Source organism: Streptomyces orinoci (assembly GCF_003121295.1).
GTDB classification, from domain to species: domain Bacteria; phylum Actinomycetota; class Actinomycetes; order Streptomycetales; family Streptomycetaceae; genus Streptomyces; species Streptomyces orinoci.
The window spans coordinates 1493451-1512854 of record NZ_PHNC01000031.1 but is presented as its reverse complement, the minus strand read 5'-3'; the positions used below and the strand labels follow the sequence as shown (position 1 = coordinate 1512854).

At 72.1% G+C, this 19404-nt stretch carries 17 protein-coding genes and 1 tRNA gene; 11 read left to right on the top strand and 7 right to left on the bottom strand.

The window, feature by feature from the left end; all coding sequences use genetic code 11:
* Nucleotides 1-10: 10 nt before the first annotated feature.
* From CV755_RS29275 to CV755_RS29250, 6 genes are read left to right on the top strand one after another with little or no spacing between them, the layout of a single operon-like run.
* Nucleotides 11-268: a phosphopantetheine-binding protein gene (locus tag CV755_RS29275; RefSeq protein ID WP_109283249.1), complete on the top strand. Its 258-nt coding sequence runs from the start codon at nt 11-13 to the stop codon at nt 266-268.
* Entirely contained in the window at nt 261-4598 is a 4338-nt protein-coding gene (locus CV755_RS29270; protein WP_109283612.1) for a non-ribosomal peptide synthetase, read from the top strand. The genes CV755_RS29275 and CV755_RS29270 overlap by 8 nt, the downstream gene beginning before the upstream one ends.
* Nucleotides 4599-4630: 32 nt before the next feature.
* The gene (locus CV755_RS29265; protein ID WP_109283248.1) at nt 4631-5662 is read left to right on the top strand and encodes an ABC transporter substrate-binding protein; all 1032 of its coding nucleotides are present in this window, start codon (nt 4631-4633) and stop codon (nt 5660-5662) included.
* A gap of 47 nt (nt 5663-5709) precedes the next feature.
* Nucleotides 5710-6675 carry a FecCD family ABC transporter permease gene (locus CV755_RS29260; RefSeq protein WP_109283610.1) on the top strand — a complete coding sequence of 322 codons (966 nt, stop codon included), beginning with the start codon at nt 5710-5712 and terminating at the stop codon, nt 6673-6675.
* Nucleotides 6672-7475 carry an ABC transporter ATP-binding protein gene (locus tag CV755_RS29255; RefSeq protein WP_109283247.1) on the top strand — a complete coding sequence of 268 codons (804 nt, stop codon included), beginning with the start codon at nt 6672-6674 and terminating at the stop codon, nt 7473-7475. The genes CV755_RS29260 and CV755_RS29255 overlap by 4 nt, the downstream gene beginning before the upstream one ends.
* Before the next feature lie 47 nt (nt 7476-7522).
* Complete coding sequence (locus tag CV755_RS29250; RefSeq protein WP_109283246.1) at nt 7523-8284, top strand: aspartyl/asparaginyl beta-hydroxylase domain-containing protein; 762 nt, start codon at nt 7523-7525, stop codon at nt 8282-8284.
* Nucleotides 8285-8337: 53 nt separating this feature from the next.
* Here the strand turns inward: CV755_RS29250 and CV755_RS29245 are convergent, their stop codons facing one another.
* Entirely contained in the window at nt 8338-9111 is a 774-nt protein-coding gene (locus tag CV755_RS29245) for a DJ-1/PfpI family protein (protein WP_161968764.1), read from the bottom strand.
* 357 nt (nt 9112-9468) lie between these two features.
* Here CV755_RS29245 and CV755_RS29240 point away from each other — a divergent pair.
* Nucleotides 9469-9541 (top strand) — tRNA-Arg (locus CV755_RS29240).
* A gap of 69 nt (nt 9542-9610) precedes the next feature.
* Here CV755_RS29240 and CV755_RS29235 read toward each other — a convergent pair.
* Together CV755_RS29235 and CV755_RS29230 are read right to left on the bottom strand one after the other, a co-directional pair.
* On the bottom strand, nt 9611-10426 hold the full coding sequence (locus tag CV755_RS29235; protein ID WP_109283244.1) for a polysaccharide deacetylase family protein: 816 nt from the start codon (nt 10424-10426) through the stop codon (nt 9611-9613).
* Nucleotides 10427-10587: 161 nt separating this feature from the next.
* Entirely contained in the window at nt 10588-11703 is a 1116-nt protein-coding gene (locus CV755_RS29230; protein WP_109283243.1) for a ferritin-like domain-containing protein, read from the bottom strand.
* 192 nt (nt 11704-11895) lie between these two features.
* Here CV755_RS29230 and CV755_RS29225 point away from each other — a divergent pair, with 192 nt between their 5' ends.
* The 4 genes from CV755_RS29225 to CV755_RS29210 all read left to right on the top strand — a co-directional run bounded on the left by CV755_RS29225 (nt 11896) and on the right by CV755_RS29210 (nt 14732).
* The gene (locus CV755_RS29225) at nt 11896-12828 is read left to right on the top strand and encodes an AurF N-oxygenase family protein (RefSeq protein WP_109283608.1); all 933 of its coding nucleotides are present in this window, start codon (nt 11896-11898) and stop codon (nt 12826-12828) included.
* A 197-nt stretch (nt 12829-13025) separates the two neighbouring features.
* Entirely contained in the window at nt 13026-13766 is a 741-nt protein-coding gene (locus tag CV755_RS29220; RefSeq protein WP_109283242.1) for a TetR/AcrR family transcriptional regulator, read from the top strand.
* A 15-nt stretch (nt 13767-13781) separates the two neighbouring features.
* Entirely contained in the window at nt 13782-14051 is a 270-nt protein-coding gene (locus CV755_RS29215) for a hypothetical protein (RefSeq protein WP_109283241.1), read from the top strand.
* A gap of 66 nt (nt 14052-14117) precedes the next feature.
* Nucleotides 14118-14732, top strand: coding sequence for a hypothetical protein (locus CV755_RS29210; protein WP_153068763.1), 615 nt, complete (start codon nt 14118-14120; stop codon nt 14730-14732).
* Between the two features lie 67 nt (nt 14733-14799).
* On the opposite strand, the gene CV755_RS29205 is transcribed toward CV755_RS29210, so the two are convergent.
* Genes CV755_RS29205 through CV755_RS29190 form a run of 4 tightly spaced genes read right to left on the bottom strand, consistent with a single transcriptional unit; the run spans nt 14800 to nt 19262 of the window.
* Nucleotides 14800-15447 (bottom strand): GTP-binding protein, encoded by a 648-nt coding sequence (locus tag CV755_RS29205; RefSeq protein ID WP_109283239.1) that lies wholly within the window; start codon nt 15445-15447, stop codon nt 14800-14802.
* Nucleotides 15428-15841, bottom strand: coding sequence for a DUF742 domain-containing protein (locus CV755_RS29200; RefSeq protein WP_109283238.1), 414 nt, complete (start codon nt 15839-15841; stop codon nt 15428-15430). The genes CV755_RS29205 and CV755_RS29200 overlap by 20 nt, the downstream gene beginning before the upstream one ends.
* Entirely contained in the window at nt 15838-16350 is a 513-nt protein-coding gene (locus CV755_RS29195; protein ID WP_109283237.1) for a roadblock/LC7 domain-containing protein, read from the bottom strand. Before CV755_RS29195 ends, CV755_RS29200 begins: the two co-directional genes overlap by 4 nt.
* A 38-nt stretch (nt 16351-16388) precedes the next feature.
* Nucleotides 16389-19262: a sensor histidine kinase gene (locus CV755_RS29190; protein ID WP_109283236.1), complete on the bottom strand. Its 2874-nt coding sequence runs from the start codon at nt 19260-19262 to the stop codon at nt 16389-16391.
* Nucleotides 19263-19404 lie beyond the last annotated feature (142 nt).

Genomic DNA, 19404 nt, shown 5'->3' with positions numbered 1-19404 from the left:
AGAGAACGACATGGCTGAGCCCCTGACGCTGGCGGTCTTCCGCGCCGATCTGGCGGAGTTCCTGCACCAGCGACCCGACGACGTCGACCTGGACGAAAACCCCCTCCTCGCGGGCCTGGACTCGCTGCGCATCACCACCCTGGCCGAGCGGTGGCGGGCCGCCGGAGTCCAGGTGACCTTCCTGGAGCTCGCCGAACGCACATCCTTCGGCGAGTGGTGGACGCTGCTGTCCGAGCGCCAGGCGGGAGTCTCCCGTGGCGATGCCTGACCAGGACAACGGGCGCCGGCCGCTGCTCGCCGCCCAGGAGGGCATCTGGACCGGCCAGCAACTCGACCTGGACAGCCCGGCGTTCAACACCGGCGAGTACGTCGAGATCCACGGCCCGGTCGACACCACCGTGTTCGAACGGGCCCTGCGCGACACCGTCGCCGAGGTCGAGGCGCTGAACGTCCGCTTCGTCGTTGACGAGGGACAGCCGTGGCAGGTCGCCGTGCCCGCCCTGGAGTGGCGCCCGCACACGGCCGACCTCACGGGACTCGCGGACCCGCGCGCGGCGGCCCTGGCCTGGATGGCGCGCGACATGGACCGCCCGGTCGATCTCACCAGCGAACCGGTCTTCGGGCATGCGCTGTTCCGCATAGCCGAGGACCGCTTCCTGTGGTACCACCGCGTGCACCACATCGCGCTGGACGGCTTCGGCCTCGCCCTGGTCGCCCGCCGCGTCGCGGAGACCTACACGGCCCTGGTGGAGGGCAGGCCCCTCGCTCCCAACGGCTTCGGGACCCTGGAGTCGGTCCGGGCCGAGGAGACCGCGTACCGCCAGTCCGAGCGCTGCGCGAAGGACCGCGCCTACTGGATGGAGCGGTTCGCCGACCGTCCGGCGGTGGCCAGCCTCACCGACCGGCATGCCCTGCCGGCGCGGACCTTCCTGCGCCGCGTGGTGGACCTTGGTCCCGAGGACGTCGAGCCGCTGCGCGCCCTGGCCCGTGAGCTCTCGGTGACCTGGTCCGACGTACTGGTGGCCGTCACCGCCGGCTACGTCCACCAGGTGTCGGGCGCGCGGGACATCGTCCTGAGCCTGCCCGCCATGGGCCGCCTCGGCTCGGTGTCGCTGCGCGTGCCGAGCATGGTGCGCAACGTCCTGGCACTGCGCGTCGCCGTCGAGGACGGGGACGGCCTGCGGGACCTCGCGCTGCGGGTGTCCGGCGAACTGCGCGCCGGGCTGCCTCACCAGCGTTACCGCTACGAGCAGTTGCGGCGCGATCTGAAGCTGGTCGGCGGCACCCGGCGGCTGTCCGGCCCCGGCATCAACGTCATGCCCTTCGAGTACGACCTGCGCTTCGCCGGGCACCGCAGCACGGTCCACAATGTGTCGGCCGGTCCCGTGGACGATCTGTCGGTCAACGTCTACGACCGGGCCGAGGGTGCGGGCCTGCGTATCGCCATGGACGCCAACCCCGGCCTCTACACGGAGGCGGAACTGGCCGCGCATCAGCAGGGGTTGCTGCGCCTGCTGCGCGAGGCCGTCGCCCGGCCCGGCCGGCCGCTCGGCGAACTGCGGCCGCTGACCGTGCTCGACGGCGGACCGCTCCCCGGGCCTGTCCGGCCGGTCCTGGCCCGGATCGCCGACCATGCCGCCCGGCGCGGGGGCGCGATCGCCGTCGAGCACGACGGCCGGAGCGTCACCTACGGGACGCTGTTCGGCGACGCCCGGGCCGTCGCCCAGCGGCTCGCCGCCCGCGGGGCCGGTCCCGGCACGCTCGTCGCCGTGGCCCTGCCCCGGGGCATCGAGGCCGTGACCGCGATCCTGGGCGTCCTGCTCTCGGGGGCCGCGTACTGCCCGCTGGACCCGGCCGCCCCGGCGTCCCGTACGGCGGCGCTGCTGGAGGACGCCGGTCCGGCCGTCGTCCTCACCTTCGCGGCCCACGCGGCCGCGTTCGGGGATCACCCGGTGCTGCTGCTCGACGGCGAGGACGGCCAGGACGACGAGCGCGCCCCACTCGCGTCCTCGGGCGCGTCCGACGACCTGGCGTACGTCATCTACACCTCGGGCTCCACCGGAAAGCCCAAGGGCGTGGAGATCACCCACGGTGCGCTGGCCCACTTCGTGACCGGCGCGGCCCACCGCTACGGCCTGCGCCGCGACGACCGGGTCCTGCAGTTCGCGCCGCTGCACTTCGACGCCAGTGTCGAGGAGATCTTCCTGACCCTGTGCACGGGGGCCACCCTGGTGGTGCGCACCGATGACATGACCGAGTCGGTGTCCGGGCTGCTGGACGCCTGCGGGCGGCTGGGTGTCAGCTTCCTCGATCTGCCCACGGCCTACTGGCACGAGGTGGCCTACGCCGTCTCGACCGGTGCCGCGGCGCTGCCCGAGGGGCTGCGGGCGGTCATCATCGGCGGCGAGGCCGCCCTGCCGGAGCGGGTGGACCGGTGGCGTAAGGCCGTCGGCCCGGCCGTGCGGCTGTTCAACACCTATGGCCCGACGGAGGCGACCGTGGTCGCCACCGTCGCGGACCTGCACGACCCGGACCTGGCCGCCGGCCAGGTGCCCATCGGGCTTCCGCTGCCGGGCCTGCGCGCCGCTGTTCTCGACGGCGAGCTCCACATCGTCGGCGACGCGCTGGCCCGTGGCTACCGCGGCCGCGTGGCGGACCAGGCGCGCTTCGCCCCGCTCCCCCGGCTGACCGGCAGTCCACGCGCGTACCGCACCGGCGACCTGGTGCGGCTCGGCGACGACGGCCAGTTGTACTTCGGCGGCCGGGCGGACGACGAGTTCAAGATCAGTGGCCATCGGGTGCAGCCCGCCGAGGTCGAGACCGTCCTCCTGGCCCACCCCGGCGTCCGCGAGGCGGCCGTCGTGGGGCAGGTCCTGCCGGACGGCACCCGCCGGCTGGTGGCACATGTGGCGGCGGAGTCCCCGGCGCCGGGCGCGGCCGAGCTCCGGGACCACCTGCGGGCGATCCTGCCCCCCGCGATGGTCCCGTCCGCCGTCCGGTTCACCGGCCGGCTGCCGCGCACCGCCTCCGGCAAGATCGACCGTAATGCGCTGCTCGCGGCCGAGGCGCCGGCCGCCGCCGAGGCGCCCGGCGCCGGCGGTTCGGTGGAGCGCGCCATCACCGGCCTGTGGGAGCAGGTCCTCGGCCTGGACGGCATCGCGGCAGGCGACGACTTCTTCGACCTCGGGGCCCAGTCGCTCCAGGCGATCCAGGTCGCCAACCGGCTCGGCGTGGAACTGGGCAGGGAGGTGCGCGTCGCCTGGCTGTTCCAGTACCCGACGGCCGCCGAACTCGCCGGGTTCCTGGCCCATGAGGACCACAAGGACCGCCGGGACCCGGCACCCGGGCCGGCCGCCCCCGCGCTGCCCGCGGCCCTCCTCGCCGACGCCGTCCTGGACGAGGACATCCGGCCGGGCGGGGGGACCCGCCCGACGGGCGCGCCGCGCAGGGTCCTGCTCACCGGCGCGACCGGTTTCGTCGGCAGCCATCTGCTGGCCGAACTCCTCGCCATGACGGACGCGGAGATCGTCTGCCTGGTCCGCGCCAAGGACGCGGCCGAGGCCACCGAGCGGCTCCGCACGTCGTTCGCCGGACAGCGACTGCCGTGGCCGGCGGACGAGGGCCGGATCACCGCCGTCCCGTCCGACCTCTCCCGGCCCCTGCTGGGTCTTTCGGCCGACCGGTTCGCCGAGCTGGCCGCGGGCTGCGACGCGATCTGGCACAACGCCGCGACGGTCAGCATCATGCGGGACTACTCCAGCCTGCGCGGCGCCAACACCGAGGCCACCCGGCGGCTGCTGGGTATGGCGGCGGAGCGTTCCGTCCCGGTCCACCTCGTCTCGACCCTGTCCGTCGCCCCGCCGCGCAGCCACAGCCCCGAGGTGCCGGAGGCGTTCCTTCCGGCGCATTCCGGGCTGGTCTACGGCTACCAGCAGAGCAAGTGGGCCTCGGAGCGGCTGCTGGAGCAGGCCGCGGAGCGCGGGCTCCCGGTCACCCTGCACCGGCTGGGGCGGGTGACCGGCCCGGCGGGGACCGGCTTCGTCAACCAGCGGGACTTCCTCTGGAGCGTGCTGCGCTCGGGCATTCCGGCGGGCATCCTGCCGGAGCTCTTCGAGGCGGAGGTCTGGACGCCGGTTGATTATGTGGCCAAGGCGGTCGTACGGCTGTCCCTGACCGCGGCGGCCGGCACGGTGTTCAACCACGCGCCCGTTCCCCAGGTGAGGCTGGACGACCTGTACGACTGGGTGCAGGAGTACGGCTACGCCGTCAAGCGGCTGCCGCTCGGCCGGTGGCGCGAGGAACTGCCGCGGTCCGCCGACGTGGCGGCGACGACCGGCGCGTTCCTCGACTCCTGGACGGCCGGGTCCGACGACGGCGACGAGCCGGACCTCGGGCTGGGCCGGGTCAGGGCGGACAACGTGCTGCGCGGCCTGGAGGATACCGGGATCGTCTGCCCCGAGGCCGACCGCGCCCTGGTGTTCCGCTATCTCGACCACTGTGTGCAGACGGGCGCCCTGCCCGCTCCCCCGGAGAAGAAGCCGCTCGCCGGGAAGCCGGTTTCGCAGGGGAACTCCGAGGGGTCCCGGTCCGACTACTGAGAGGCAGTCAATCCCTGTTCTAGGAGCCCGAATTGCCATCATATCGGTCCGTAGCGGGAGCAACCCTGGCAGGGTTGCTCTGTCTGGCCACCGCCGCCTGCGGGTCCTCGCCCTCGCCGGCCGGCAAACCGTCGGCGGAGACAAGCGGCCCCGGCTATCCGGTGACCCTCACCAACTGCGGCCAGACCCTCACGTTCACCAAGGCACCCCGCCGGGTGGTCGTGATGAACGGCGCCTCCGTCGCCGAGGTCTCCTCGCTGCTGGCACTCGGGCTCGGCGACCGCGTGGTCGCCAACACCCAGTCCTACGGCCGTTCCGAGGTCAAGGGCAGGGCCGACGCCATCAAGGCCCTGCCCACCGGGAACATCAAGCTCAACGAAGCCTCGGACGTCCCCCGCGAGACCATGCTGGGCCTGCGCCCGGACCTGGTCCTGACCCCCACGTCCTACGGTCTGGACGCCAAGAACGGCGTCGCGACCCGCAAGGACCTCGCCTCCGTCGGCGCCAACGCGTATGTCTCCCCTCAGGGTTGTGACCAGGACACCTCGCACGCGACCATCGCCGACAGCTACACCCTGCTGCGCGACCTGGGAAAGATCTTCCATGTCGGCGACCGCGCCGAGAAGATCATCGCGGCTTCGCGGCAGGCGATCGACGCCACGTCCGCCAAGGTCCGGGGGAAGCGGGTCCCCCGGGTCATGGTGGGGTTCTCCAACACGGGTGACGACTTCAGCTATATCGCGGCGAACGGGATCTTCAACGACATCCTCGCCAAGGCCGGCGGCAGCAACGCCTTCGCGTCCGCCTCCAAGGGCCCGTTCGCCAACATCAGCAAGGAGAAGGTCGCCTCGGAACCGGTGGACGCCCTTGTGGTCATCAGCTACAAGGATCCCGACCCCGCGGCCTACGCCCGTAAACTGTTCAAGGAGTTCCCCCAGTGGCCAGCCGCGAAGAACAATCGCTTCGTCGTCCTGTCCGACTCGATCTACGAGGGGCCGAGCAACGACGTGGCGGTGGACCGGATCGCCAGGATGCTCCACCCCGAAGCCTTCACCAACGGCTGAGTCCCGCACTGGTCCTGGTGGTGCTGTCGGCCCTGCTGCCGGCCGTCATGATGGTTGCGGTCGGCATCGGGGCCGTCGATGTGCCACCGGCCGACGTCTGGCGGATCGTCCTCCACCATGTGACGGGCGGCGGCGCGCCCGGCGACCCGGCCCTGGACCAGATCGTCTGGAACTTCCGGGTTCCCCGCGTCGTCCTCGCCGCGCTGGTCGGCGCCGGCCTGGCGGTGTCCGGCGTGGTGCTGCAGGCGGTGGTCGCCAACCCGCTGGCCGACCCCTACGTCATCGGCGTCTCCTCCGGCGCCTCCCTGGGCGCCGTGCTGGTCATCACCCTCGCCGGCGGCGCCCTCGGCGGACTCGGCGTGTCCTCCGCCGCGTTCCTGGGCGCGATCGCCGCCGTGGTCCTGGTCTTCCTTCTCGGCCGGCGCCGGGGCCGGCTGGCCCCCACCCGGCTGGTGCTGTCGGGCGTGGCCGTCGGCTATGTCTTCCTCGCCGCGACCAGCTACCTCCAACTGCGGGCCACTCCGACCGAGTTGCGACAGGTGGTCTTCTGGCTGCTGGGGAGCGTCGCCGGCGCCCAGTGGGAGCAGCTCCCCGTGGTCACCACCGTCGTCGTCGCCGTCACCGCGCTCCTCTCGCTCTTCGGACGGCGGCTCAACGCCCTGCTCGCGGGGGACGAGTCGGCCACCGCACTCGGCGTCGATGTCAACCGGCTGCGGGCGGTTCTGCTGCTGCTCGCCGCGCTGCTGACCGGCACCGTCATCGCCGTCGCCGGCGGCATCGGGTTCGTCGGGCTGATGATCCCGCATCTGGTCCGCCTCACCAGCGGCGCCGACCACCGGCGGCTGCTCCCACGGGCCGCCCTGGTCGGCGCGATCTACCTGGTGGTCGTCGATCTGCTCTCCCGCACGGTCAACAGCCCCAACGAACTGCCCATCGGCATCCTCACCGCCCTGTTCGGCGCGCCCTTCTTCCTCTGGCTGCTCCGCCGCAACAACAGCCTGGACGCTGCATGAAACTGACCGTGGACCAGCTCCGCATCACCCTCGACCGCCGGCCCGTCCTGCACAGCGCGTCCCTGGAGGCGCGCCCCGGGGACATCGTCGGCCTCGTCGGCCCCAACGGCAGTGGCAAGTCCACCCTGTTGCGCGCCGTGTACCGCTCCCTGCGGCCGGAGCACGGCGTGGTCCGGGTCGGCGGGGACGACGTCTGGTCCCTGTCGCCGCGGGCCGCCGCGCGCCGCACCGCCGCCGTCCTCCAGGACGCGGGGGCCGGCCCGGCCGGGCTGTCCGTCACCGAGGTCGTGGCCCTCGGCCGCACCCCGCACCACGGGCTGCTCGGCCGGGACGGGGCCGCTGACCACGCGGCGGTCGAGGAGGCGCTCGACGCATGCGGCGCACGCCCCCTGGCCGGACGGGACTTCACCTCGCTCTCCGGCGGCGAGCGCCAGCGTGTGCTGCTCGCCCGGGCGCTGGCCCAGCAGCCGGAGCTCCTCGTCCTCGACGAGATCACCAATCACCTCGATATCCGCGCCCGCTTCGAGCTCCTGGCCCTCATCCGCTCCACCGGCATCACGACCTTGGCCGTCCTTCACGACCTCGACCTGGCCGCCCGGCTCTGCGACCACCTCGTGGTGCTCCACCAGGGCGCCGTTGTCGCCGCGGGCCCGGTCCTGGACGTGCTGACCCCGGGCCTCCTGCGGGAGGTCTTCGGTGTGGCGGCCACCGCGGACCGCCACACCGACGGCGTCATCCGCATCACCTACGGGGCCGATCCGCTCGGTCTGGGCGTGGTACCCGAGACCGCGGCCGGCTGACCGCCGTCCACACACAGTCCCCGTTCCGCACATCCTGGAGAGGTCCCATGACACCGGAGATAGAACTCGCCTTCGCCGCCCTCAGGGAGGAGTACGGCTCCGACGCGCTTGAGCGCGTGGACGAGATGCTCGCGCCGCAGACGCGACAGCGGCACCAGCGGCATCCCCTCCAGAAGGCGGCGAAGTGGATCCTGCCGGGGATCTCCCAGCGACCCTGGCACGACCCCCATGGCCACCCCGAACTCGCCCCTGTGGTCACGGCCTTCGAGGCGGCGCACGCCACGATCAAGGACGAACTGGAGACCGCCTGGGCGGACCGTCGCGGCGCGTTCTCGGACTACGAGCACTATCTGCGGCGCCAGGAGGACTGGCAGGCCCTGTATCTGTACCGCAAGGGCGGCCTCGTCGCGGAGTCGGCGGCCGCGGTGCCCACCGCGTACCGGGTGCTCAAGGAGTCGGCCGTAGACACCGAGCTGCTCTGCCCGCTCCTGGAGTGCCACTTCTCCACCCTGCTGCCCGGCGCCTCGATCGCCCCGCACTGCGACCTGTGGAACTTCAGCATCAATCTGCACCTGGCCGTCGATATCCCGGAGGGCTGCGGCATCACGGTCGCCGGGGAGACCCGGGCCTGGGAGGAGGGCAAGACGCTGCTCTTCGACTACTCCTTCGAGCACGAGGCGTGGAACCGCGGCACGCGCCCGCGCACCTGCCTGCTGATGGATCTCTGGCACCCGGAGACCACGGTCCCCGAGCGCAAGGCCCTCACCGTCCTCATCACCGAGATCCGCAAGATGATGGGCGAGGGCTGAGCGGAGCCCGGCCGGCCTGCCGGGCAGGCCGGCCGGGCTCCGCTCCCCGCGGGCTACCTGGCGGCCGCGCCCGGGGCGTGCCAGACGATGCCGCGGCGCTCATACTCCAGCATCAGCTCCAGCGACAGCACCAGATCGGAGTCGCCCAGCTCCCGCTGAGCGAGCCACAGGGCGAGGTCGAGCCCCGAGGTGATCCCGCCCGACGTCACCAGGTCGCCGTCATCGACGACCCGGGCGTCCCGGATGACCCCGCCCTGCTTGCGCAGTTCATCCTTCACCTTGTGGTGCGTGGTGCAGTTGCGGCCCTTGGTCAGCCCGGCCGCGGACAGCAGCATCGCCCCGGTGCAGATGGACGCCATGATCAGGTCCGGACGCTTGGCGTCCGCCAGGGCCTTCGGCAGGGTCCCGCGGCGGATCTCCTGCGAGACGCCCGCCCCGGCCGAGCCCCAGCCGCCGCCGGGCACCACAAGCAGGTCGGCCGACTCCGGCGCCCAGCCCTTCTCGACCACGATCTTCGTTCCATAGGAGGACGTCACGGTCCGGGGACCGTCCAGCGCCACATACGACGTCTCAAGGGCACCGCCGATCCTCTTCGCCGCCGCGAATACTTCGAAGGGCGCGATGTAGTCCTGCTCCTCCACCCCGTCGAACATCACGATCTGCACGCAGAGCGGCGCCGAACGACCCGCCGCGGTGGCCTTCTTCCCGCTCTCCGGCGAACGAGCCGGCCGCTCAGCGGCCGAGGCGGCTCCGCTGGCCCCCATGACGCCCATGGCCCCGATGGCGGCCGGAGCCATGGCCGATTTCAGCAGATTCCTGCGATGCACTGCTTCCCCCCTGAGTCCTTGTATCAGCACTGGGGACAGCGTCATCGCCCAATCGGTCAAGGAACAGTAGAGAGACAGCCATGGATGGCCAACTTCCGGCCACAGACGATCACTCGCGACCAGAACATTTCCCTCCCGTCGCCACCCAGACGATGCGCACCACCGGTCGGTCTTGGCAGTGAACAGTCCGGCAGACGGCTGTGAAGCGCGGCTGGTGCGCGTTCCGCGCCGCCACAAGAAGTCCGGTTTGTGAGAGTCGTCACGGTGTCCCACTTCCGGGGCGAAGCAGGCTTCCGGAGCATGTAAGCTGTTCCAGCAGCTGAACGGCGGTGCAAGTGAAATCCGCCGGGACGCCAAGCGCTCGTAGCTTAACGGATAGAGCACTTGACTACGGATCAAGAGGTTGCAGGTTCGAATCCTGCCGAGCGCACAGCGATGAAAGAGCCCGCTCCGGAATTCCGGGGCGGGCTTTTCGCTGCCCGTGAGGCACCTCGTGGGTTCAGATCTTGGGGAAGCTGAAGCCATAGCCCTGCTGCTTCAGCCAGGGAAGCGTTTCGTCAAGCGCTGCCATGGTCTGCGAGCGGTTCCCGCCGCCGTCGTGGAAGAGGATGGTGGGACCGTTGCGCAGTTCGCGCTTGACGTTGGACTCGATGCGGGCGACGCCGGGGCGCCGCCAGTCGTTGGAGTCCACCTGCCAGCCCAGCGGCCGCATGCCGTGCTCGGCGGCCAGCTTGCGGCTGTAGGGGGTGAAGGCGCCGCCGGGGGCTCGGTAGTACTGGACCCGGGCGCCGTCCCCGGCCGCGTCCTGGATCATCTTCAGGGCGTCCAGGACCTGGTGCTTCTGGTAGTCCTCGGAACGCTTGTCCATGGCCGTGTTGTGGTCCACGGAGTGGTCGCACAGCCGGTGGCCCTCGGCGACCACCTTTTTGACCAGGTCCGGATACTCCTTGGCGCGCGGCCCTATCATGCAGAAGGTCGCCTTTGCCCCGTTCTTGCGCAGCAGTTCCAGGACCTTGGGGGTCCACACCGGATCGGGGCCGTCATCGATGGTGATGTTGACGACCTTGCCCTCGGTCTCGCTGTCATGGGAGATCTCGTCGGACACCGGGCCCGAGTTGGCGGGCGCCTCCGGATCGGCGGCCTTGCCCCGTTCGCTGGGGACCCTGCCCGGGGCGCCGACCGTCACCCGGCCCTGGGCGCTGTCGTCGGAGTCCTGGGTCGCCATGGCCACGGAGCCCCCTATCACCGCGACGAGCGCCAGCGCGGCCCCCGCCGCCACCGCGATATGCCGCCTCCGCTCGTGAAGTTCAGCCATGAACGATCCCACTCCCTCGCGCCTGCCTGTCCTGGTTCTCCCCGCGAAGACGTCCTTGTACCGCAAGGCGTTCCGTTATGCGCCACAGCTCACAAAACGGTGACAAAGCAGCGCCAAGCGCGTGAAAAGTCCTTGATTGCTCCGCAGTTACCGCAGGATCCTCACTCTTCCGCTTCGCTCGCCTCTCCCTCGGCGATGGTCCGTGCCACCTCGGCGGTACGGGCCGCCTCCTCCGCCTTGAAGCGCTGGGCGTCCAGTTGTTCGGCCAGCTCCTCGTCCTGAGCCATCAACAGGTCCAGGTTGGCGTCACCGAGTTCGAACACCCCCATGTCGGCATAGGCCCGTTGGAGCCGCTCGCCCCACAGACCGATGTCCTTCACACAGGGCACAATACGGCTGAAGAGCAACTTCCGGAAAACCTGCAGGAATTGCGAGCGCTCGCTCAGTTCGCCGGCCTCGCCCGCCGGGATCCCGAAGTTGGTGAGCACCTCGTCACCGCGCAGCCGGTCCCTCATCAGATAACAGCCCTCGATGACGAACTCCTCGCGCTCGCGCAGTTCGGCCTCGGTCAACTGCCGGTAGTAGTCGCGCAGTGCGAGCCGGCCGAAGGCCACATGACGGGCCTCGTCCTGCATCACATAGGTGAGGATCTGCTTGGGCAGCGGCTTGTCCGTGGTGTCGCGCAGCATGCCGAAGGCGGCCAGCGCCAGGCCCTCGATCAGCACCTGCATCCCCAGATAGGGCATGTCCCAGCGGGAGTCGCGCAGGGTGTCGCCCAGCAGCGCCCGCAGGTTGTCGTTTATCGGGTAGAGCAGACCGATCTTCTCGTGCAGGAAGCGGCTGTAGATCTCCACATGCCGGGCCTCGTCCATGGCCTGGGTCGCCGAGTAGAACTTGGCGTCCAGATCCGGCACCGACTCCACGATGCGGCTGGCGCACACCAGCGCGCCCTGTTCGCCGTGCAGGAACTGGCTGAACTGCCAGGAGGCGAAGTGATGGCGCAGTTGGCGCTTGTCGGCCTCGCTCATCAGGTCCCAGTAACGGGTCCCGTACACCGTGAGGTTCTCATCGGGCACGCCCAGCGGGTCGTCCGGATCGACCTCGAGGTCCCAGTCCAGCCGTTTGCCGGCGTCCCACTGTTTGTCCTTGCCCTTCTGGTACAGCGCGAGGAGCCGCTCCCGGCCGTCCTGGTACTCCCAGCCGAAGCGGGCCGCACCACTGGCCGGCACCTCCCACCCTGGCTCGGTCGGCTTCACATAGAGCTGCCGGGTCGTCATCGATGCCTCCTCGCATCACACCGCGCCGCTGCCTGGCAGGCTCACACGCGGTTACTCCCGGGTCAATGAGCCGTCAGCAACTCGTGTCGGCAGGCATTCCGGGGATTGACGCGCTTGCTGACAAGCAGTCTCATAAGCAGGTGTACCCCGGCACCGAGGTACCTCAGTCCTGGACAGAAGATGGGAACCGCCATGGCCGACAGGGCGACCGCGACGCAGGGACTCCGGGACGCGCTCGGCCCGCTCAGGGACCGCGAGCAGGTGGCCGAGCGGCTGCTGGAGTCCTCCGCCAGACACTCCTTCGACCCGGACACCGAGCTGGACTGGGACGCCCCCGAGGTGCCGGGCAAGTGGTACTGGCCGCCGGAGCTGGTCTCGCTCTACGGCACCCCGCTCTGGCGCCGGATGCCCGAGGAACAGCGCATGGAACTGGCCCGCCATGAGGGCGCGGCACTGGCCTCGCTGGGCATCTGGTTCGAGATCATCCTGATGCAGCTGCTGGTCCGGCATATCTACGACAAGCCCGTGACCAGCGCGCATGTCCGCTATGCGCTGACCGAGATAGCGGACGAGTGCCGCCACTCCAAGATGTTCGCCCGGATGATCCGGCACAGCGGTGCCCCCGCGTACCCGGTGTCCCGGCTGCACCACAACCTCGCCCGGGTCCTCAAGACCGTCTCCACCACGCCCGGTTCCTTCGCCTGCACCCTGCTCGGCGAGGAGATCCTGGACTATATGCAGCGTCTGACCTTCGCCGATGAACGGGTGCAGCCACTGGTGCGCGGCATCACCCGGATCCATGTGGTGGAGGAGGCCCGCCATGTGCGGTACGCCCGCGAGGAGTTGCGCCGCCAGATGACCACCTGCCCGCGCTGGGAGGCCCGGCTGACCCGGCTGAGTTCCGGGGAGGCGGCCCGGGTCTTCTCCATCGCCTTTGTCAACCCGGCCGTCTACACCAATGTCGGCCTGGACCGCCGGGAGGCCGTCGCCCAGGTACGGGCCAGCGACCACCGCCGCGAGGTGATGCGGGCCGGGGCCAAGCGGCTGACCGACTTCCTGGACGAGATAGGGGTACTGCGCGGCACGGGCCGCCGGCTGTGGCGCAGTTCGGGCCTGCTGGCGTGAGGGGTGCGTGCTGCTGCGGTGCATGGGGCGCATACGGGGCCCCTTGCGGGGCTGCGGTCGCGTAGGGCGGCCGCGCCGTGGTGCGCCCCGCACGCGGGCGCGCGCCCTGGTCCGCGCTCCGGCGTGACGCGCCCCCGGGGCCCAACGGTGATGGCCCGTCCCGGGCCGGGGCCCCATGCGCCGGTTACGCTGCGGGCATGACCGGCAGCCCAACCGCCTCCTACCGCAGGCTCGGTGTCGCCGAGCGGCGCGCCCAGCTGATCAGCGCCGCGCTGGCGCTGTTTGCGCACCGCCCGCCGGAGGAGGTCTCGCTGGACGATGTGGCGGCCGCGGCGGACGTCTCCCGTCCGCTGGTCTACCGCTACTTCCCGGGCGGCAAGCCCCAGTTGTACGAGGCCGCGCTGCGCAGCGCCGCCGACGATCTCCAACTGTGCTTCGCGGAGCCGCCGTCCGGCCCGCTCAGCAGCCGGCTGGCCTCGGCCCTGGACCGCTATCTGGCCTTTGTGGACGAGCATGACACCGGCTTCGCCGCCCTGTTGCGCGGCGGCAGTGTGGTGGAGACCTCGCGCACCTGCGCCATCGTGGACGAGGTGCGCCGGGCGGCCGCGGCGCAGATCCTGGCGCATCTTCGGGTGCCCGAGCCGGGGATAAGACTGCGGATGATGGTGCGCACCTGGATAACGGCGGTGGAGGGCGCCTCGCTGATCTGGCTGGACGAGCACAAGAACCCGGCGACCGGGGAGCTGCGCGACTGGCTGGTGGACCACTTTGTCGCGCTGCTGGTGACCACGGCCGCCGGTGATGAACAGGCGGCCCGGGTGGTACGGGCGGTGCTCGCCCAGGAGCCCGCGGACGGTCCGGTGGCCCGGCTGGCCGGCCGGGTGCTGCCGGTACTGGCCCAGGCGGAGCACCTGATTCCGCCGTGCGGGGACGCCTGACGGACACTGGACCCCGTGAAAAGCGAGGATGTGCCCTTTGTGGGCGGGCCGCTGGACGGCCGGGTGCTGCCGGTACTGCTGGGTGTGACCGGCCACCCGCCGAAGACCTACCGGGTGCCCGTCCCGGACGCCGGGGGCGGGCCGCCGACGGTGCTCGTCTACCGCCGTGAGGTGGCCGGCACCACGCGCCGGCTGGGGCTGCCCCGGGGCTGGAAGTACGTCCATGATCCCGAGGGCGGGCCCGCCCGGGGACTGAGATGGCCCTGGTCGCGCCCGCGCGGGTGATCTGCCCCGGCCCCGCGCGATAAGTAGTACCGGACCGGTCATCCTCCCTGCCGAGGAGGTGGGCCGGTGCCGGGACGACTGAGGTGTGCGCTGTGTGCCCTGGTGCTGCTGACCGGCCTGGTGCTGACCCCCGTGCCGGGGGCGGCGGCCCCGCCGCCCGGACAGCCGGTGAGCGTGCTGCTCGCCCGGCTGCGTTCGCTGTACCGGCGGTCGGAGGCGGCCAACACCGCCTGGCGCGCCGCCGAGGCGGAGCTGCGCACCCGGCGGGCCGCCGCCGCCCGGCTGGACGAGTCCCTGGCCGGGGCCCGGGTGAAGCTGGCCAGCGGCCGGGACGCGGTGGGTGCCGTGGCCCGGGAGCAGTACCGCACCGGCGCCGGTGCGCTCTCCCGGACCCTGGCCTTCCTGCTCGGCGGGGACCTGCCGGGGTACGGGCGCTGGCAGGCGTACCGGGCGGCGGCCGACCGGCGGCTGGCTGCCGTCGCCGGGCTGGTGGACGGCGAACGACGCGCCGCCGAGGAGGCCCGGCGGGCGCGGGCAGCGCTCGACTCCCAGCTGTCGCTGACCACCGAGCGCAAGCGGCAGCGGGACGCAGCCCGAGGCCGGCTCGCGGAGGTGGAACGCCGGCTGGCCGGCGTCAGCGGCGCGGAACTCGCCGGGCTGCGACGCTTGGAGCGCTCCTGAAGCGCCGCCGCATGGCGCCAACTCCGGCCCACCGGGCGCCCGGTGACGTCAACCGCCGCCCCGCGCCTCACCTCCGTTCCGGTGTTCGGTCCGGTGTGATGTCCAGGGCGCGGCCCACCAGGGTGAGGAGGGACTCCACGACACTGATCCGTTTTCGGGCGTCCATGATCAGGACCGGTACCTGGTCGGTCAGTGAGAGGGCCTCGCGGACCTCTTCCGCCTCATAACGGGCCGTTCCCTCGAAGTGGTTGACCGAGACGATGTACGGCAGGCCGCTGCTCTCGAAGTAGTCCAGGGCCGGGAAGCAGTCCTCCAGCCGCCGGGTGTCCACCAGCACCACCGCGCCGATCGCCCCGCGCACCAGGTCGTCCCACATAAACCAGAACCGCTTCTGGCCGGGTGTGCCGAACAGATAGAGGACCAGGTCGGGTTCGAGGGTGATGCGCCCGAAGTCCATGGCCACCGTGGTCATTTCCTTTTCGGGAACGGCCGTGAGGTCGTCCACCGCCTCGCCCGCCACGGTCATCACCGCCTCGGTGCGCAGTGGGGTGATCTCGGAGACCGAACCCACGAAGGTGGTCTTGCCGACCCCGAAGCCCCCGGCGATGACGATCTTTGTGGCGGAGGGGGCGCGGGTCCGGTCGGTCTCCCAGCTCTGCGGCCGGTCCCGGCCCGCCGGCTGGTGCGTTAACGTCTCAGAGCCTGCGAAGTCCACACTGCACCCTTTCGAGCAGCGCGCGGTCCGGCCGTCCGGTGCCGTGACCGGTGCCGTAGACGCGGATCCTTCCCTGGTCGGCCAGATCGCTGAGCAGTACCCGCACCACTCCCAGCGGCATCCTCAGCAGGGCCGACACCTCGGCGACCGAGCGCAGCCGGCGGCAGAGCCCGACGATGGCCCGTGACTCCGGCTGCGTCCTGCCGGTGGGGACGCCCAATGGCGGGGTGGCCTCCGGGTCGATGGCGGAGTCCAGCGCCCCGACGAAGCTCTCCACCAGCAGTACATGTCCGCAGTGGGTGCGCCCGCCGGTGAGCGAGTACGGGCGTACCCGGGCGGTGCGGCGGGCCCGCGCCCAGCGGTCGGCCTCGCCCGCGACGGAGAACATCCTCATCTGACCGCCTCCACCGACTGCCTCAGTTCCCTGCGGAGTTCGGGCGTCAGCACATGTCCGGCCCGGCCGACGAAGAGCGCCATATGGTAGGCGACCACGCTCATATCGCAGTCCGGGGCGGCATGCACGCCCAGCAGTGAGCCATCGCTGATGGTCATCACAAACAGGCTGCCCTCCTCCATGGCGACCATGGTCTGTTTGACCGTGCCGCCGTCCATCAGCGCCGCGGCGCCGGTGGTCAGGCTGCCCAGGCCGGCGACGATGGTGGCCAGGTCGGCGATGGATTCCCGTGGGCTCTCCGGCCCGGGGCCGGCCGCCGGGCCGTGCTGCGAGCCATGCTGCGGGTCGTACTCCGGGTCGTGCTCCGGCTCGGAGGAGAGCAGCAGCAGCCCGTCGGAGGAGACCACGGCCACCGATCGCACGCCGGGCACCTCATCGACCACATCCGTCAACAGCCAGCGCAGACTGCGCGCTTCATGGCTCAGTCCATAACCGGCACCGTTCACCATGCCGGGAGTGACGGGGGTCGCCCCCCGGGAAATTGCAGTCAACCGCGTGCCTCCTCGACATTGCCGCCCTGTTCCGGCTCCCCCGCCCGGCCGTTGTGCTCCCGCCCCGCCAGCTCCGCCGCCGCGTCGCGCCGCCCGTCCCGCGCCCCCTGCTGGAACCCGGCCAGCTTGCGGCGCAGCGCCTCGGCGTCCACGGCGCGGCGCACACGGTGCTGCGGCGGCTTCTGCGCCAGCGGTTTGGGCGTCCGCTTCGGCAGCCCATTGCCGGTGACCGCGCTGCGGGTTGCGCTGCCGGGCGCCGCCGACGCCGCGGTGTCCCGCGCCCGCGCCATGCCGGGTACGCCCGCGGGGCCGGGCATGTCGTCTGTTGCCGCCATGGTGCCGGGCGCACCGCTCGCTGCGGCCCAGGTCTCCCGCGTCCGCGCGGTGCCGGGCACCGTCCCGGTGCCGGCTACGCCGCCGGTGGCGCCGGGCATGCCGTGTGCCGCCGCAGCGCTGCGAGGCGTCGCCCCGGGCACGTACGTTTCACCGGCGGCGGGACGGGCCCATTCCGCACCCGGCCCCTGCCCCTGTCCGGGCGCGGCCCCGAGCCCGGCGCCCGGACGGGGTCCGGCACCTGCCACGTCGGGTACGCCAACCGGCCCCGGTACCGCACCCGGGCCACCGGGCCCCGCGTCACCGGTGCCGGGAGCGAGGCGAGCCCCGGCTTCCGCCGGTGGTACGCCCCCCGGCTGCGCCAGGCGCGGAACCGGGCGGGCATGGCGGCCCGTTGGGGGGCGGTCGGCCGGGGGCAGGGCCAGTTCCAGGGTGGCGTCGTCCGGGGGGAGGTCCGGGGGCGCGGGGAGCGGGCCGATGCTGGAGGTGCGGCGGGTGGTACGGGGCGGGGCGGCGGGCGGGGTGTCCCGGGGGAGGAGCCGGGCGGGGAGGACCACCACGGCAGTGATGCCCCCGGGCCGCTGCTCGCGCAGTTGCACCCGTACCCCGTGGCGGCCCGCCAGCCGGGCCACCACATACAGGCCCAGGCCCATCACCGCGTCATCCGGCCCCCGGTCCGCCCCCGGCATCGGAACCCGGGGCTCCGGATCGGGCTGGGCCAGCAGAGAGTTGAGCTGGTCCAGGCGGTCCGGGGCCATGCCGATGCCCTCGTCCTGGACGGAGAGCATCACATCGCCGTTCTCCAGCAGCCAGCCGGAGACCTGGACCTGCACATCCGCCGGGGAGAACTCGGTGGCGTTCTCCAGCAGTTCGGCCACCAGATGGCTGACATCGTCCGCCGCGGACCCGGCCAGCTGCGCCCGGGCGGGCAGTGAGTGGATGCGTACCCGCTCATAGCGGTCGATCTCGCTGACCGCGGCCCGCAGTACGTCCAGCAGCGGCACCGGCCCGGCGTGCCCGGCGCCCGCCTCGGCCCCGGAGAGGACCAGCAGGTTCTCACTGTTCCGGCGCATCCTGGTGGCCAAGTGGTCCAGTTTGAACAGCACTTCCAGCCGGTCGGGGTCCGCCTCGTGCGCCTCCAGCGCCTCGATCACCGACAGCTGGCGCTCCACCAGCAGCAGGGTGCGCTGGGAGAGACCGGCGCAGGTGGCATGGGCCCGTACCGTCAACCCGGCGAGTCGCTCGGTGAGTTCGCGGTCCCTTACCCGCAGCGCGTCCCGCTCGTCGGCGAGGTCCTGGCGGGCGGCGTCCAGCCGGGCGCGCTCCCCCTCCAGCAGGCCGATCCGCTCCCGCTGGCGCACCACGGTGCCATGCAGCACATTGACCGACCGGGCCACCTCGGCGAACTCATCGTCCCGGCCCTTGACGGAGACCGGTTCCCGGGCCAGGGGGTCGGCGCACACCCGGCGCGCGCCCAGCCGCAGCGCGGCCAGCGGACGGGTGACGGAACGGGCGGACTGGATTCCCGCCAGCAGCGCCAGCAGCAGGCAGCAGCCGATCAGTGCACAGCGCGCCTGGAGCGCGGTGACGTCCCGGCCGTGCACCCGGTCCAGGTGCGCCGCCTCCGCGCCGGCCAGCGCGGACTCCACCTGGCGCATCAGTGCCAGCCGGGCGGTGAGCGTGCCGCGCACCGTGTCCGGGTCCACGGCCCGTTCGGTGTCCGCCGACTGCCGTCCCTCGGTGATCCGGGCCAGCCGGGCCTCGGCGGCGGTGGCCTGTGGTCCGGTCACCGTGGCGGCATAGGCGTCGCGGGCCTTGGCCGGGGCGAGCTGGGTGAAGTCGGCGAGCGCGGCCTGTTCCCGGAAGGCGGTCTGCTGGGCGGCGGCCTGGAGTTCGGGGCGGGTGCCCCGGCCGGCGAGGGCGGCCAGATAGAGGCCACGGGTGGCGGAGTCCTCCTCGACCGCGCGGCCCAGCAGCGCCACGGCGGAGGCATCGGCCGCCCCGCTGCCGGGGGGCAGCCGTACCGCCAGCGTCCCGGCCACGCCGTGCAGCGCCTGCACGGTGGCCGTGTAGGCGGTGAACGCGGCCAGCGGCTCGCCCGGACCGGCCAGGGTCCGGCGCCGTACCTCGGCCAGCTTGTCCAGCCGGCCGCGTACGGCGGACGGCAGGGCATGGCGCACCTCGGGGGCGGCGGCGAACCGCCTTATCGTACGGTCCACTTGGGCCCGCTGGGCGGTGAGCGCGGCCGGCACCGGCCCGCGGCCGGCGGCCACATACTCGGTCATCGCGTCCCGCTCATCGGCGAGCGCATGGGCCAGCTGGACCGCGTCCGCGGCGGTACGGCCCAGCGGGACCGCGCGCTGGGAGTCCCCCGCCTCGCGCAGGGCGTCGGCGAGGCCGAGGGCCCCGGCGCCGAGCACCGTGAGCGAGGTGATCAACACGGCGACGATGAGCCGGTTCCGTACCCGGGCGGTGCGCTCGGGCACCGCCGTGGTCTGTTGCTCGCGCTGCCCGCCCCGAAGCCGCTTCTTCCGCACCGGTGCTCACCATCTGCTCTCATCCGTACCCACCCCAGGTGCTCAAGTGACCCTTCCAGCACCTCTGCGCAGCGGCCGCCGATCATGCGCTGGGCCACTCGAAGGAGTGGCTCCGGACGGGGAGATGACCCGCTAGGGGTTT

Coding starts and splice junctions, on each gene's coding strand:
- CV755_RS29275 (WP_109283249.1), top strand. CDS start 11: ATGGCTGAGCCCCTGACGCTGGCGGTCTTCCGCGCCGATCTGGCGGAG.
- CV755_RS29270 (WP_109283612.1), top strand. CDS start 261: ATGCCTGACCAGGACAACGGGCGCCGGCCGCTGCTCGCCGCCCAGGAG.
- CV755_RS29260 (WP_109283610.1), top strand. CDS start 5,710: ATGATGGTTGCGGTCGGCATCGGGGCCGTCGATGTGCCACCGGCCGAC.
- CV755_RS29255 (WP_109283247.1), top strand. CDS start 6,672: ATGAAACTGACCGTGGACCAGCTCCGCATCACCCTCGACCGCCGGCCC.
- CV755_RS29250 (WP_109283246.1), top strand. CDS start 7,523: ATGACACCGGAGATAGAACTCGCCTTCGCCGCCCTCAGGGAGGAGTAC.
- CV755_RS29235 (WP_109283244.1), bottom strand. CDS start 10,426: ATGGCTGAACTTCACGAGCGGAGGCGGCATATCGCGGTGGCGGCGGGG.
- CV755_RS29230 (WP_109283243.1), bottom strand. CDS start 11,703: ATGACGACCCGGCAGCTCTATGTGAAGCCGACCGAGCCAGGGTGGGAG.
- CV755_RS29225 (WP_109283608.1), top strand. CDS start 11,896: ATGGCCGACAGGGCGACCGCGACGCAGGGACTCCGGGACGCGCTCGGC.
- CV755_RS29220 (WP_109283242.1), top strand. CDS start 13,026: ATGACCGGCAGCCCAACCGCCTCCTACCGCAGGCTCGGTGTCGCCGAG.
- CV755_RS29200 (WP_109283238.1), bottom strand. CDS start 15,841: ATGAGGATGTTCTCCGTCGCGGGCGAGGCCGACCGCTGGGCGCGGGCC.
- CV755_RS29195 (WP_109283237.1), bottom strand. CDS start 16,350: ATGGTGAACGGTGCCGGTTATGGACTGAGCCATGAAGCGCGCAGTCTG.